At 70.8% G+C, this 12,544-nt stretch carries 13 protein-coding genes; 7 read left to right on the top strand and 6 right to left on the bottom strand.

Translation table 11 applies throughout. The features are described from left to right. Positions 1 to 17 precede the first annotated feature (17 nt). The 3 genes from ABD875_RS14575 to ABD875_RS14565 are packed head-to-tail and all read left to right on the top strand — an operon-like array spanning position 18 to position 2,688. On the top strand, positions 18 to 869 hold the full coding sequence (locus ABD875_RS14575; protein WP_345178284.1) for a GAF domain-containing protein: 852 nt from the start codon (positions 18 to 20) through the stop codon (positions 867 to 869). Positions 870 to 901: 32 nt separating this feature from the next. Beyond that, positions 902 to 2,089 (top strand): acyl-CoA dehydrogenase family protein, encoded by a 1,188-nt coding sequence (locus ABD875_RS14570; protein ID WP_345178282.1) that lies wholly within the window; start codon positions 902 to 904, stop codon positions 2,087 to 2,089. A gap of 41 nt (positions 2,090 to 2,130) precedes the next feature. Then, the gene (locus ABD875_RS14565) at positions 2,131 to 2,688 is read left to right on the top strand and encodes a GtrA family protein (protein ID WP_345178279.1); all 558 of its coding nucleotides are present in this window, start codon (positions 2,131 to 2,133) and stop codon (positions 2,686 to 2,688) included. Here the strand turns inward: ABD875_RS14565 and ABD875_RS14560 are convergent. Together ABD875_RS14560 and ABD875_RS14555 are read right to left on the bottom strand one after the other, a co-directional pair. Beyond that, positions 2,630 to 3,232: a Maf family protein gene (locus tag ABD875_RS14560; RefSeq protein ID WP_345178277.1), complete on the bottom strand. Its 603-nt coding sequence runs from the start codon at positions 3,230 to 3,232 to the stop codon at positions 2,630 to 2,632. The two genes, ABD875_RS14565 and ABD875_RS14560, sit on opposite strands and share 59 nt — an antisense overlap. After that, positions 3,229 to 3,831: a TetR/AcrR family transcriptional regulator gene (locus ABD875_RS14555; RefSeq protein WP_345178273.1), complete on the bottom strand. Its 603-nt coding sequence runs from the start codon at positions 3,829 to 3,831 to the stop codon at positions 3,229 to 3,231. Before ABD875_RS14555 ends, ABD875_RS14560 begins: the two co-directional genes overlap by 4 nt. Before the next feature lie 69 nt (positions 3,832 to 3,900). On the opposite strand from ABD875_RS14555, the gene ABD875_RS14550 reads away from it, so the two are divergent. The 3 genes from ABD875_RS14550 (at position 3,901) to ABD875_RS14540 (ending at position 7,462) form a co-directional block, all read left to right on the top strand. After that, a complete protein-coding gene (locus ABD875_RS14550; protein WP_345178269.1) occupies positions 3,901 to 5,334 on the top strand; it encodes a DHA2 family efflux MFS transporter permease subunit in 1,434 nt (477 codons plus the stop codon). A gap of 7 nt (positions 5,335 to 5,341) precedes the next feature. Continuing rightward, positions 5,342 to 6,349 carry a glycoside hydrolase family 6 protein gene (locus ABD875_RS14545; protein ID WP_345178266.1) on the top strand — a complete coding sequence of 336 codons (1,008 nt, stop codon included), beginning with the start codon at positions 5,342 to 5,344 and terminating at the stop codon, positions 6,347 to 6,349. Between the two features lie 87 nt (positions 6,350 to 6,436). Next, complete coding sequence (locus ABD875_RS14540; protein WP_345178263.1) at positions 6,437 to 7,462, top strand: response regulator transcription factor; 1,026 nt, start codon at positions 6,437 to 6,439, stop codon at positions 7,460 to 7,462. 16 nt (positions 7,463 to 7,478) lie between these two features. Here the strand turns inward: ABD875_RS14540 and ABD875_RS14535 are convergent, their stop codons facing one another. The 4 genes from ABD875_RS14535 to ABD875_RS14520 form a co-directional block, all read right to left on the bottom strand. Further along, positions 7,479 to 8,201, bottom strand: a complete 723-nt coding sequence (locus tag ABD875_RS14535) for a hypothetical protein (protein ID WP_345178259.1) — start codon at positions 8,199 to 8,201, stop codon at positions 7,479 to 7,481. 32 nt (positions 8,202 to 8,233) lie between these two features. Then, entirely contained in the window at positions 8,234 to 9,661 is a 1,428-nt protein-coding gene (locus ABD875_RS14530; RefSeq protein WP_345178255.1) for a glycosyltransferase family 2 protein, read from the bottom strand. 176 nt (positions 9,662 to 9,837) lie between these two features. Continuing rightward, on the bottom strand, positions 9,838 to 10,059 hold the full coding sequence (locus ABD875_RS14525; protein ID WP_345178251.1) for an acyl-CoA carboxylase subunit epsilon: 222 nt from the start codon (positions 10,057 to 10,059) through the stop codon (positions 9,838 to 9,840). Next, on the bottom strand, positions 10,056 to 11,675 hold the full coding sequence (locus tag ABD875_RS14520) for an acyl-CoA carboxylase subunit beta (RefSeq protein WP_345178247.1): 1,620 nt from the start codon (positions 11,673 to 11,675) through the stop codon (positions 10,056 to 10,058). The genes ABD875_RS14525 and ABD875_RS14520 overlap by 4 nt, the downstream gene beginning before the upstream one ends. 68 nt (positions 11,676 to 11,743) lie before the next feature. On the opposite strand from ABD875_RS14520, the gene ABD875_RS14515 reads away from it, so the two are divergent. Next, a complete protein-coding gene (locus tag ABD875_RS14515) occupies positions 11,744 to 12,535 on the top strand; it encodes a biotin--[acetyl-CoA-carboxylase] ligase (protein ID WP_345178244.1) in 792 nt (263 codons plus the stop codon). The last annotated feature ends 9 nt before the right edge of the window (positions 12,536 to 12,544 follow it).

Raw genomic sequence — 12,544 nt, 5'->3', positions numbered from 1 at the left:
GACCGGAAGAAGGAACCATGAACGACGTCAGGTCGCTCGCGAAGCTGCGCAGCCACGGTCTGCACGCCCCCACCCGCGCCGACCTCCGCCGCGCCCTGTGGCTCGGCACCACGGAGGACGTCGACGCGCTCTGGGAGCGCGCCTGCGCCGACGCCGAGGTGCCGGCCCACCAGCCGGTGCTGGGCCTGGAGGAGCTCGACAGCGTCGCCCGCGCGCTCGTCGCGATGGGCGGCCTGCCCTCGCTGGCCGGCCGCGCCCAGCTCGTCCGGATCGCGGCGTACCGCGAGATCGCGGCACGCGGCAGCGACGCCCCGGCGCCCGCCTGGGACTGGGCCCGCTCGGCCATGGACACGCTGCTCAAGGACCGCTCCCCGCGGTTCGAGCGGCTCGACGAGGTGATCTCCCTCGACCCGTTCGCCGACGAGCTCCGGGTGGAGCTGAACCAGGCGGCCGCCCGGATCGCCCAGCGGCTCGGCACCGCCCTCGGCGGCGTCAGCATCGTGCTCGACGGCGCCCAGTGCTACGTCGGGCGGTACGGCGGCGACCACACCTGGAGCGCCGAGGCCGGCGGCACCCCGATCGAGTGGTCCTACTGCGCCACCAGCGTGCGCACCCGGGAGCCGTACGTCGTCCCGGACGCGAGCACCGACGTGCTGCACCGGGTCAACCCGACCTCCGTGCGGGACGGGGTGCGCAGCTACGCCGGCGCCCCGCTGGTCACCTCCAGCGGGGAGGTGCTCGGCAACTGCTGCGTCGTCGACGTGACGCCGCGTGACTTCACCGACGACGACGTCGCCGTGCTCGTGGAGGAGGCGGCCGCGATCGTCGCCGACCTCGAGCGCCGGCGCGAGGAGCGCCGGGCCGGTTAACAAACGCTAACCACACCGGTTAGGGTGCGGGCATGACGTACGAGCTGTCCCGCGAGCACGAAGAGTTCCGCCGTTCGGTCCGCGAGTTCGCGGAGGCCGAGATCGCGCCGCACGCGGCGCAGTGGGACCGCGACCACCACTTCCCGGTCGACGTCGTGCGGAAGATGGGCGCGCTCGGCCTCTTCGGCCTCACTGCGCCCGAGGAGTACGGCGGGGCGGGGGAGGACGGCGACTTCACCAGCCTCTGCGTGGCGATCGAGGAGATCGGCCGCGTCGACCAGTCGATGGGCATCACGCTCGAGGCCGCGGTCGGTCTCGGCATCAACCCGATCCTCGAGTACGGCACCGACGAGCAGAAGCAGGCCTGGCTGCCCGACCTGGTCGCCGGCAGCGCGCTCGCCGGCTTCGGCCTGACCGAGCCCGGCGCCGGCTCCGACGCGGGTGCCACGCGCACCAAGGCGGTCCTCGAGAACGGCGAGTGGGTCGTCGACGGGGCCAAGCAGTTCATCACCAACTCGGGCTCCGACATCACCAGCCTGGTGACGGTGACCGCGCGCACCGGCACCCGCGAGAACGGCACCGCCGAGATCAGCACGATCATCGTGCCGAGCGGCACGCCCGGCTTCACGGCCGAGAAGGCGTACGACAAGCTCGGCTGGCACGCCTCCGACACGCACCCGCTGACGTTCGAGGGCGTGCGTGTCCCCGAGGCCAACCTGCTCGGCGAGCGGGGCCGGGGCTACGCCCAGTTCCTCGCGACCCTCGACGACGGCCGGGTCGCGATCGCGGCGCTCGCCGTCGGCTGCATCCAGGCCTGCCTGGACATGAGCGTCGAGTACGCCGGCGACCGGCAGACGTTCGGCGGCCCGATCGGCCGCAAGCAGGGCGTCGCGTTCCAGATCGCCGACCTCGAGGTGATGCTGCACGCCAGCCGGCTGCTGACCTACCGGGCGGCCGCGATGAAGGACGGCCAGAAGAACGGGCAGGGCGCGCCGACGAAGGACTTCAAGCAGGCTGCGGCCGTCGCGAAGCTCTACGCCACCGAGTCGGCCGTCACCGCGACCCGGATCGCGACCCAGGTCTTCGGCGGCTACGGCTTCATGGAGGAGTACCCGGTCGCCCGGTTCTACCGCGACGCCAAGGTGCTCGAGATCGGGGAGGGCACGTCCGAGGTCCAGCGGATGCTCATCGCGCGGGGTCTCGGCCTGCCGGTCGAGTAGCCGCCGCGGGCCCTCCGGGGTGAGCCGATAGCCTTCTCCCCATGTCCGACCGGTGGCGCCGCGTCCGCACCGAGGCGTACCGGTTCCTCGCCGTCGGTGGTCTCGCGACGGTCGTCGCCGTCGTGATCTTCAACTTCCTGGTGCACGGCTTCCACACGGGCTGGGAGGCGCCGCTCGCCGGGCAGCCCTACTTCGCTTTCGTGATCGCGAACCTGATCGGCATGGTCGTCAGCTATCGCGGCAGCCGCACCTGGGTGTTCCGGGACCGCCCGCCGCGCACCGCCGACGGCGGCCGGCTGCTGTTCGTGGTCATCAACGTCGCCACGATGCTGATCCCGATCGCGTGCCTGTGGTTCAGCCGCAACGTGCTCGGCCTCGACGACCCGTACTCCGACAACGCCGCGGCCAACGTCATCGGGCTGTTCCTCGGGATGGTCGCGCGCTTCTACCTGTTCCGCACGCTGGTGTTCCAGAAGCCGGTGGTCCTGGCCGAGCTCAAGCAGCACCCGCTGCAGGTGTTCGAGCTGGCCGAGCTCGACGTCATCGAGGAGCCCACAGCTCCGTCCACGAGCGACCCAGCTCGGCGACCAGGTCCCTGACCAGCGGCAGGCTCACGCCGACCACGTTGTGGTGGTCGCCCTCGATGCCGGTCACGAACGCCCCGCCCAGCCCGTCGACGGTGAACGCCCCGGCGACGACCAGCGGCTCGCCGGTCGCGACGTACGCCGCGACCTCCTCGTCGGTCACGTCCGCGAAGTGCACGGTGGTCGACGCGGTCGCGGCGGCCACGCGGCCGGTCGCGGTGTCGCGCAGCGAGTGACCCGTGCGCAGCACCCCGGAGCGCCCGCGCATGTCCTGCCAGCGGCGTACGGCCTCCTCGGGGTCTCCCGGCTTGCCGAGCGCGACGCCGTCGAGGTCGAGCACCGAGTCGCAGCCCAGCACGAGCGCCCCGGACGGCACGTCGGCACGGTTCGCGACCGCCGCGCACTTGAGCTCGGCGAGCTGGAGCGCGAGCTCGGCCGGGGGCAGCCCGTCGAGCTGGGACTCGTCGACGCCGGAGACGATCACGACCGGCTCGATGCCGGCGTTGCGCAGGGTCTGGAGGCGGGCGGGGGAGGCCGAGGCGAGGACGAGCTGGGTCACGCGGTCGATTCAAGCAGTTCGATCGTGTCGCCGAAGGCGCAGGCGGTGAGCGGGGCCAGCGGGTCGTCGGGCTCGAGGTGCTCCAGGGCACGCATCGAGATCATCACGTTCAGGAGCATCCCGTAGGCGATGAAGTCGCGGACCTCCTCGTCGTCCCAGCCCGTACGCCGGATCGTCGCGAACACCTCGCCCATGCACGAGCGTGCGGCCGCCGCGATCTCGTCGATGCCGCCCGCGGAGAAGCCGTGCATCATCACCTGGAGGAAGTCCTGGTCCTGCAGGAGCTCGGTGTAGGCGAGGCCCATCCGGGCGCGACCGTCCTCGCTCGCGGGGTCGAACGTCGGGTCGTCGACGACCGCGGCGAAGGCGTCGCGGATCCGGCCCACCGCGCGTTCGAACACCTCGAGGAAGAGCTCGAGCTTGGTGCCGAACATGCGCACGACGTAGGGCTGCGAGACGCCGGCCTCCTTGGCCACCGCGTCGGTGCTTGTGCCGTGGTACCCGCCCTTGGCGAAGGCCTTCGTGGCCGCTTCCAGGATCAGCTCGCGGCGGTCGTCGGCGGACATCCGGGTGGCCTTCGCGGCATTCATGGTTGACATGTTATCAGTCGATTACTACCTTCGTCGTACCCAAGTAATCATTCGATGCCTACAACTCGGAGATCCCTGATGACGACCCTCGAAGCACCCCGCGCGCCGGACCTCGACGCCACGCCGCGACCCCGCCGGGTCCCGGTGTGGCTCGCGATCGTGGCGGCCTCCCTCCCGATGTTCATGGCCACGCTCGACAACCTCGTGATGACCAGCGCGCTGCCCGTGATCCAGGTCGACCTCGGCTCGAGCGTCGGCCAGCTCTCGTGGTTCATGAACGCCTACACGCTCACGTTCGCGACGTTCATGCTCCCGGCGGCGACGCTCGGCGACCGGCTCGGCCGGCGGCGGATCATGCTGGCCGGCATCACGGTCTTCACGCTGGCCTCGGTCGCGGCCGCGCTGAGCACCAGCTCGGAGGCGCTGATCGCGGCCCGTGCCGTCCAGGGCCTGGGCGCGGCGGCGATCATGCCACTCTCGCTGACCCTGCTGGCCGCGGCCGTCCCGGCCGCGATGCGGCCCCTGGCCATCGGGATCTGGGGCGGCGTGAGCGGCCTCGGCGTGGCCCTCGGCCCGGTCATCGGCGGCGCGGTCGTCGAGGGCGTCAGCTGGCAGGCCATCTTCTGGCTCAACGTGCCGGTCGCGCTGGTCGCCGTCCCGCTGGTCCTCGTCGCGATCCCGGAGTCCCGCGGTGCCTGGCAGCGGCTGGACCCGGTCGGCGTGCTGCTGCTCGGCGGCGCGGTCTTCCTCGGCGTCTGGGGCATCGTGCACGGCAATGACGACGGTTGGGCGGCGCCCACCGTGGTCGCACCGCTCGTGGTCGCCGGGCTGCTGCTGCCGGCGTACGTCCTCTGGGCCCGGGGCCGGTCCTACGCCGTCCTCCCGCTGCGGCTGTTCGCCGAGCGCAAGTTCCGGGTCGCGAACATCATCTACCTGACGTTCACGCTCGGGATCTTCGGCGCGGTCTTCCTGCTCGCGCAGTACCTCCAGGTCGTCCAGGGCTACACCCCGCTCGAGGCCGGCGTCCGCACCCTGCCGTGGACCGCGGCGCCGATGGTGGTCGCGCCGATCGCCGGGGCGCTGGTCGGGCGGCTGGGCTACCGGATGCTGCTGGTGACCGGGCTCGTGCTGCAGACCGTCGCGCTGGTGTGGTTCGCGGTGATCACCGAGAACGGCTCGGGCTACTCGTCGTTCGTCGTCCCGCTGGTCCTGGCCGGCGTCGGGATGGGGCTCACGTTCGCGCCGGCCGCGACCATGGTGCTGGACGGGTTGCCGGACGAGGACTTCGCGATCGCCAGCTCGGCGAACTCCACGATCCGCGAGTTCGGCGTGGCGCTCGGCATCGCCGTCCTGGTCGCGGTGTTCCTCGGCAACGGCGGCGAGCTCACGCCGGCCGGGTACGACGGCGCGGTCGGCCCGGCGCTGCTCACCGGTGCCGCCGCGGTGGCGGTGGCCGTGGTCGCCGCGCTGTTCGCGCCCGGTCGCGGAAAGGGCCCCGCCCCTCGGGCATGATGGCGCGGTGCCCGCGCCGCCTCGCCCACGACTCCTGACCGCCGGCGTCCTCGTCGCCCTCGCTCTCGGTCCGCTCCTGGCCGGGTGCTCGGGCGACGAGCCCGCCGCGGAGGAGGCTCCGGTCGAGGCGCAGGCGATCAACCCGTTCGCGGACCGGGCCGGCTATGCCGACCCGGACTCGCACGCCGCCCAGGCCGCCGCCGCGGCGGCGGCCGGGTCCGCCGAGGCGTCGGTGTTCTCCCGGCTGGCGAGCATCCCGCAGGGCATCTGGCTGACGCCGGAGGAGTACCCCGCCCGCACGGTCGGGCGCTTCGTGGAGGGCATCGTGGCGGGAGCCGACGAGGCCGATCAGGTCCCGACGTTCGTGGTGTACGGGATCCCGGACCGCGACTGCACCGGCGGCTACTCGGCCGGTGGCCTGTCCGCCGAGCAGTACGTGCCCTGGGTCTCCGAGATCGCCACGGCGGCCGGCGCGGGGGAGCGGGCGGTCGTGGTCGTCGAGCCGGACGCGCTGGCCTCCGCCCTCGAGTGCGACAACCGCGCCGAGCGGATCCGGCTGATCGGCGAGGCGGTGGCGGTGCTGCGGGACGCCAACGTGACGACGTACGTCGACGGCGGGCACTCGAACTGGATCGCGCCGACCGACCTCGCCGACCTGCTCGAGCAGGTCGGCGTCCGCGACGTGCGCGGGTTCGCCACGAACGTCTCGAACTTCCAGACCGACCAGGACGAGCAGGCCTACGCCGAGGAGCTCAGCGCGATCCTCGGGGGCGTGCACTACGTGATCGACTCCGGGCGCAACGGCGTCGGCTCCACCGACCAGTGGTGCAACCCGCCGGGGCGGGCGTTCGGCACCGAGCCGGTGGCGGCCGGCGACAACGACCCGGAGCGCCAGGACGCCTACCTGTGGGTGAAGCCGCCCGGCGAGAGCGACGGCGAGTGCGAGGGCGGCCCGCCCGCCGGGCAGTTCTGGCCGGAGCGGGCGCTGGAGATGGCGACGACGTCCGGTTGGTGAGACAAACGGATGGATCAGGTCCGGTAGCGGCGCGCTGGGGTGGTCGGTGCAACGCTCCTGACACACGGCGTTGTTAACATTCGCCACATGCAACCTGGCAGCGACTGGGTGGCCGTCATCATCGAGGACGACCCCGACGTGCGCGATCTCATCGACATCGTGCTGACCCAGTCCGGATTCCGCACCGTGGTGACTGAGAACGGTCCGGCCGGGGTGGAGGCCGTTCGTGAGCACAACCCGTTGGTGACCACGCTCGACGTGAACATGCCCGGGATGGACGGCTTCGCGGTCGCCAAGCGGCTGCGCGAGTTCAGCAGCACCTACCTGATCATGATCACCGCGCTCGCCGACGAGATCGACGTCGTGCAGGGCTTCGAGGCCGGCGCGGACGACTACCTCGTCAAGCCGTTCCGGCCGCGCGAGCTGCGCGCTCGCGCCGACTCGATGCTGCGCCGGCCGCGGGCGCGCTACGACACGCCGACCGGCTGGGTCGAGACCGACGAGCCGCAGCCGGTGCAGGAGGTCCGTGAGGAGTCGTGGGCCGCGGTCGCCGCGCGCGACCTGACCACCAGCGCGCCGATGGCGCCGCTGCACCCCGAGCCGACGTACCAGCAGCCCGCTCCGGCGCCCCCGGTGCAGCAGCCGATCCAGCAGCCGGCGCCTCCGGTGCAGCGGCCGGTCCAGCCGGTCCAGCAGCCCATCCAGCAGCCCATTCAGCAGCCGGTCGTCCCCTCGCAGCCGGTGTACGTCGACCACGCGGCGCCCGGGGCTCCCGCGGTCGAGGGCGGGTGGATCCGGTTCAACGGCCTCGCGCTCAACGCCGAGACCCGGATGGTCGCCGTCAACGGCAACGCCGTCGACCTGACCCGCACCGAGTTCGACCTGCTGGCGTCCCTGCTGAGCACGGGCCGCCGGGTGCGCAGCAAGGCCGACCTCGTGCTGACCATGCGCGGTCAGCAGTACGTCACGTCGTACTTCGTGAACGAGGCGGACAAGCGCTCGGTCGAGGTGCACATCGCGAACCTGCGCCGCAAGATCGGCGACGACGCCGGCACCCCGAAGTACATCGAGACGGTGCGCGGCGTCGGCTACCGGCTCGCCGACGCCGCCTAGCCCCTCCCGGGCTGCGTCAGTTCGCGTCGACCGGGATCGACTGCGCCTGGGTCGGGGTCTTGCTCGGGAAGATCGCGATCGGGACGGTCTGCTTGATCGTCTTCTTGTAGTACTCGTTCGACCCGGCGCGCTCCTGGATCCACACCGTCGCGGTGAAGTGCAGGTCGATGCCCTTGGTGTCCATCGCGGTCGGCCGGATCGCCTGGTTGCGCAGCTCGAAGGCGCCCTTCGGCGAGGTCACGAGCATGCCGTACTTGGTGGACAGCGGCTGCGGGTCGAACGTGATGTTCTTGGCGACCGCGTCGAGCTCGTAGGGCCGCTCGGAGTTCGTCCCGCCGCCGGTGAGCTTCACCGTCGAGGTGACCTCGATGCGCTCGAGCCAGACCTTGCGCTTGGTGTTGAACGGGTCGCGGAGGTCCTGGTCGAGGTCGTAGCCCTGGAACGTGAAGGAGAAGTACTTCCGGCCCTTGGGGTACCACTCGTTGGTCCGCGGCGTCGACTTGGTCGGGTACAGCGTGTAGACGAAGTCCACGCCGTTGACGTCGATGTGCGACTGGAACGTGCCGTCGCGGGTGAACTGCGACTCGTACGGCGTGGGGGTGGCGCTCGGGCTCGCCGAGGCCGAGGCGGACGGCTCGTCGGAGCTGCCGGTCAGGTCCTCGATGGCCGAGCAGCCCGTGAGGGCGGCCATCGAGGCGACCAGGGCAGCCGTCGCCACGGCGACGCGGGTGCGATTCATGCGGATCTTCTCCTGGGGAAGGGACGAGAGGGTCAGGCCTTGAAGCCGCGGTAGCGGCGCATGACCTTGATGAGCATCCACGCGGTCTGGAGCACCGTGATGACGCCGAGGATCGGCCAGCCGACGGCCAGCAGGTCGGACTGGAGCGAGATGGGCAGCTGCACCCAGATCGCGGCGGACGCGACGAACGCGATCGCGAGCGCGAGGAACGGGTACATCCACGCGACGCCCTTGCCGCGCTCGGCCTTCGCCTGGGCGGCCCAGTTGTCGGTCTGCTGCCGGCTGAAGAACTTCAGCCAGGCGCGCACGAAGTGGCCCATCCGGATCCACATGTACAGCTCGGCCGGGAACAGCAGCAGCGCGAACAGGTAGTCGCGCTTGTTCACGAACTCCATCGACCGGGCGACGCGGAAGTTCAGCAGGATCGCCGCGGCCGGCGGGATGAGCCACCAGCCGCTGAACACGAACGCGCTGATGCTCAGCGAGCCCGCGAGCAGCAGCAGGAACATGAAGCGGGTGACGATGTTGATGACCATCGACATGTGCTCGAACCAGCGCAGGCGCAGGTTCGGGTGGAACGGCTGGCCCTTGGTGTCGCCGCGCTGGCCGGGCCACATCAGGTCGATGGCGCCGAAGTTCCACTTCACCTGCTGCGCGTCGAGCGAGCGCAGCGTGGTCATGCCGCCGACGTGGGCGCGGGCCCGGGCGCTGATCTTGGTGAGGTAGCCGGCGCTCTTGATCTGCAGCGACAGCAGGGAGTCCTCGACCTCGCTGTCGTTGACCCACGGGGTGCGCTGGTGGCTGTCGCGCAGCACGTCGCGCAGCGCCTTGGTCGAGAAGATCGAGAACTGGCCGCCGAGCACCGCCATGTTGCGGCCCTTCAGCAGGTTCTGCATGTTGAACGCGGAGAACTGCGCGCGCTGGCCGGCGATCAGGAACTTCGGGATCAGGCCCTCGAGCGCGCTGTCGTCGATCGAGTAGATCGCCGAGATCCCGCCGATCCGGTCGTCGCTGGAGATCTCCTCGACCAGGTGCTCGACGGCGTCCGGCTCCGGGGTGGTGTCACCGTCGACGCCGAGCAGGTAGTCCATGTGCTCGACGAGGGAGTAGCCGTAGTTGAGGGCGCCGACCTTCTTGTCGGGGTTCTTCCCGATGTCGTGGACGTAGACGATCGTGTTCTGCTCGCCGGTCGGCGTCATCCGCGTGTGCGGGCCGGCGTAGTGGCTGGCGATCTCGACGGAGTCGTCGGAGGTGTTGTTGACGATCAGGTGGATCACGTCGGGGAGCCGGGTCTGCTGGAGCAGCGAGTCGAGGACGCCGGCGATGGTCTCGGCCTCGTTGTAGGCGGGGATGATGCAGCCGACCGTCGGACGGTACGTCGGCAGCGCCTCGGCCTCGTCGTAGACCTCGGGTGCGTACTGGTCCGCGGTGCGGATGTACTCCTCGCGATTGGTGTCCATGGACTGCGCCGTCACCAACTTCTCCCGTCAGGGTGCGTCAACTTACTCGCACCAGTCTGGGCGGGCGTTCTCAAGCGGACACACCGAGAACCTCAAAGATTCCCCAAAGTTCTTCGGGGCAGAAGTCTAGACCACCGGTGCTGTTACGCCTGTGACGGGAGTGATTCCTGTGGTCTTTATTGAGGGAGGCCGCTGGAGCGCCAGCCGCCGGGTCCGTGCGCGAGGGGCCGGCGCACCTTCCGGTGGTGCGCGCTCCACTCCGGCGTACGTCGCGCCCGCGCGGGCTCGGCCGGCCCCAGGGAGCCGAGCACGGCCACGAGGGCCGCGACCTCCTCGGGGGTCGCGTCGCCGCGGACGACCCGCAGAAACGGCTGCTCGGGGGCCGCGTCGCCGCTCACAGCGGGATGTTCCCGTGCTTCTTGGCCGGCAGCGTCTCCCGCTTGGACCGGAGCAGCCGGAGTGCGCGGACCACCTCGACGCGGGTCTCGTGCGGGGTGATCACCGCGTCGACGTACCCGCGCTCGGCGGCGATGTACGGGTTGGCGAGCGCGGTCTCGTAGTCGTCGATGAGCTCGGCGCGCTTGGCCTCGACGTCCCCGCCCGCGTCGGCGACCTTCTTCAGGGTCTTGCGGTGCACGATGTTCGCGGCGCCCTGGGCGCCCATGACCGCGATCTGGGCGGTCGGCCAGGCGAGGTTGATGTCGGCGCCGAGGTGCTTGGAGCCCATGACGTCGTACGCGCCGCCGTAGGCCTTGCGGGTGATGACCGTGATGAGGGGCACGGTGGCCTCGGCGTAAGCGTAGATGAGCTTCGCGCCGCGGCGGATGATGCCGTTCCACTCCTGGTCGGTGCCGGGCAGGAAGCCGGGGACGTCGACGAACGTCAGCACCGGGATGTTGAAGGCGTCGCAGAAGCGGACGAACCGCGCGGCCTTCTCCGAGGCGTCGATGTCGAGGGTGCCCGCGAACTGCATCGGCTGGTTGGCGACCACGCCCACGCTGTGGCCCTCGACGCGGCCGAAGCCGACGATGATGTTGGGCGCGAACAGCTCCTGGACCTCGAGGAACTCCTCGTCGTCGAGCACGGTGGTGATCACGTCGTGCATGTCGTAGGGCTGGTTCGGCGAGTCCGGGATGATCGTGTCGAGCGCCCGGTCGAGGTCGGAGAAGTCCGTGTCCGCGACGTCGTCGTAGGTCGGGGACTCGTCGAGGTTGTTCTGCGGCAGGTACGACAGCAGCGCCTTGACGTACTCGATCGCGTCCTCCTCGTCCGAGCCCATGTAGTGGGCGTTGCCGGACTTGGTGTTGTGCGTGCGCGCGCCGCCGAGGTCCTCCATCGAGACGTCCTCGCCGGTGACGGTCTTGATGACGTCCGGGCCGGTGATGAACATGTTCGAGGTGCCGTCGACCATCACGGTGAAGTCGGTGACCGCGGGGGAGTAGACGTGCCCGCCGGCGCAGGAGCCCATGATCATGGAGATCTGCGGGATCACACCGGAGGCGTGCACGTTGCGGCGGAAGATCTCGCCGTACAGGCCGAGCGAGACCACGCCCTCCTGGATGCGCGCGCCGGCGCCCTCGTTGATGCCGATGATCGGGCAGCCGGTCTTGATCGCGAGGTCCATGACCTTGGTGATCTTCTCGCCGTACACCTCGCCCAGCGAGCCGCCGAAGACCGTGAAGTCCTGGGAGAACACGCACACCTGGCGGCCGTCGATGGTGCCGTAGCCGGTCACCACGCCGTCGCCGTACGGCCGGTTCTTCTCCAGGCCGAACGCCACCGAGCGGTGCCGTGCCAGCTCGTCGAGCTCGACGAAGGAGCCCTCGTCGAAGAGCAGCTCGATCCGCTCGCGGGCGGTCTTGCGGCCCTTGGCGTGCTGCTTCTCGATCGCCTTCTCGGAGCCGGCGTGCACGGCTTCGTCGAGGCGCCGGTCCAGATCGGCGAGCTTGCCCGCCGTGGTGTGGATGTCGATGTCCTGCGGAACGTCGGTTCCCTCGCCGGGCTGCGCACTCATTGTCTGGGGCTCCTTGCTGGCACTTGTCTGGACCGTGGGTCAATGTAGTGCCCGTGACCGCCGACGCCATGAGACGCCCATCACTCGACGCCGATCGGTTGGCCGCGCTGGCCCCCGATCTCGTGGTCGAGGTGCTGGAGACGACGACCTCCACGAACGCCGTCGCCGCCGAGCGTGCCCGCGAGGGCGCCCCCGAGGGGCTGGTGGTCGTGGCCGAGCACCAGACCGCCGGACGCGGCCGTCTCAACCGCACGTGGGAGACCCCGGCTCGGTCCGCGCTGACGTTCTCCCTGGTGCTGCGCCCCACGGTGTCGCCGGCCGACTGGCCGTGGCTGCCGCTGCTGACCGGGCACGTCGTGGCGAAGACGCTGCGCGCGGCCGGGTACGACGCGGGCGTGAAGTGGCCCAACGACGTGCTGCTCGGCGACCAGAAGATCGCGGGCATCCTGCTGGAGCGGGTGGAGACCGGCACCGGTCCGGCCGCGGTCGTCGGTGTCGGGCTCAACGTCTCGCTGACCGCCGACGAGCTGCCGGTGCCGACCGGGACGTCGCTGCTGCTCGCCTCCGGAGCCGCGCCCGACCGCACCGCCCTGCTGGTGTCGCTGCTCGGGTCGCTGCGGGAGGCCTACGACGCCTGGCAGGCGGGCGGGTCCGCCGCGACCGCGCGGCTGCGGTCGTCGTACGTCGCCGGCTGCGTGACGATCGGCCGCGAGGTGCGCGTCGAGATGCCGAGCGGGGAGCCGATCACCGGGCGCGCGGCCGGCGTGGACGAGAGCGGGCGGCTGGTGGTCGCCGGTGCGACCGGGGAGACCGTCGTGGGTGCGGGTGACGTGGTCCACGTGCGCGCCACCGATCAGTGACATAGTTCA

It is taken from the genome of Nocardioides caricicola, from assembly GCF_039541135.1.
In the GTDB taxonomy this organism is placed as follows: Bacteria; Actinomycetota; Actinomycetes; order Propionibacteriales; family Nocardioidaceae; genus Nocardioides; species Nocardioides caricicola.
This window is presented reverse-complemented; position numbering and strand designations above follow the sequence as displayed.

Bases quoted from the DNA above. Each gene is read 5' to 3' on its own strand.
- ABD875_RS14540 (WP_345178263.1), top strand. From the start codon at position 6,437: ATGCAACCTGGCAGCGACTGGGTGGCCGTCATCATCGAGGACGACCCC.
- ABD875_RS14515 (WP_345178244.1), top strand. From the start codon at position 11,744: ATGAGACGCCCATCACTCGACGCCGATCGGTTGGCCGCGCTGGCCCCC.
- ABD875_RS14550 (WP_345178269.1), top strand. From the start codon at position 3,901: ATGACGACCCTCGAAGCACCCCGCGCGCCGGACCTCGACGCCACGCCG.
- ABD875_RS14565 (WP_345178279.1), top strand. From the start codon at position 2,131: ATGTCCGACCGGTGGCGCCGCGTCCGCACCGAGGCGTACCGGTTCCTC.
- ABD875_RS14535 (WP_345178259.1), bottom strand. From the start codon at position 8,201: ATGAATCGCACCCGCGTCGCCGTGGCGACGGCTGCCCTGGTCGCCTCG.
- ABD875_RS14530 (WP_345178255.1), bottom strand. From the start codon at position 9,661: ATGGACACCAATCGCGAGGAGTACATCCGCACCGCGGACCAGTACGCA.
- ABD875_RS14570 (WP_345178282.1), top strand. From the start codon at position 902: ATGACGTACGAGCTGTCCCGCGAGCACGAAGAGTTCCGCCGTTCGGTC.
- ABD875_RS14555 (WP_345178273.1), bottom strand. From the start codon at position 3,831: ATGTCAACCATGAATGCCGCGAAGGCCACCCGGATGTCCGCCGACGAC.
- ABD875_RS14520 (WP_345178247.1), bottom strand. From the start codon at position 11,675: ATGAGTGCGCAGCCCGGCGAGGGAACCGACGTTCCGCAGGACATCGAC.
- ABD875_RS14575 (WP_345178284.1), top strand. From the start codon at position 18: ATGAACGACGTCAGGTCGCTCGCGAAGCTGCGCAGCCACGGTCTGCAC.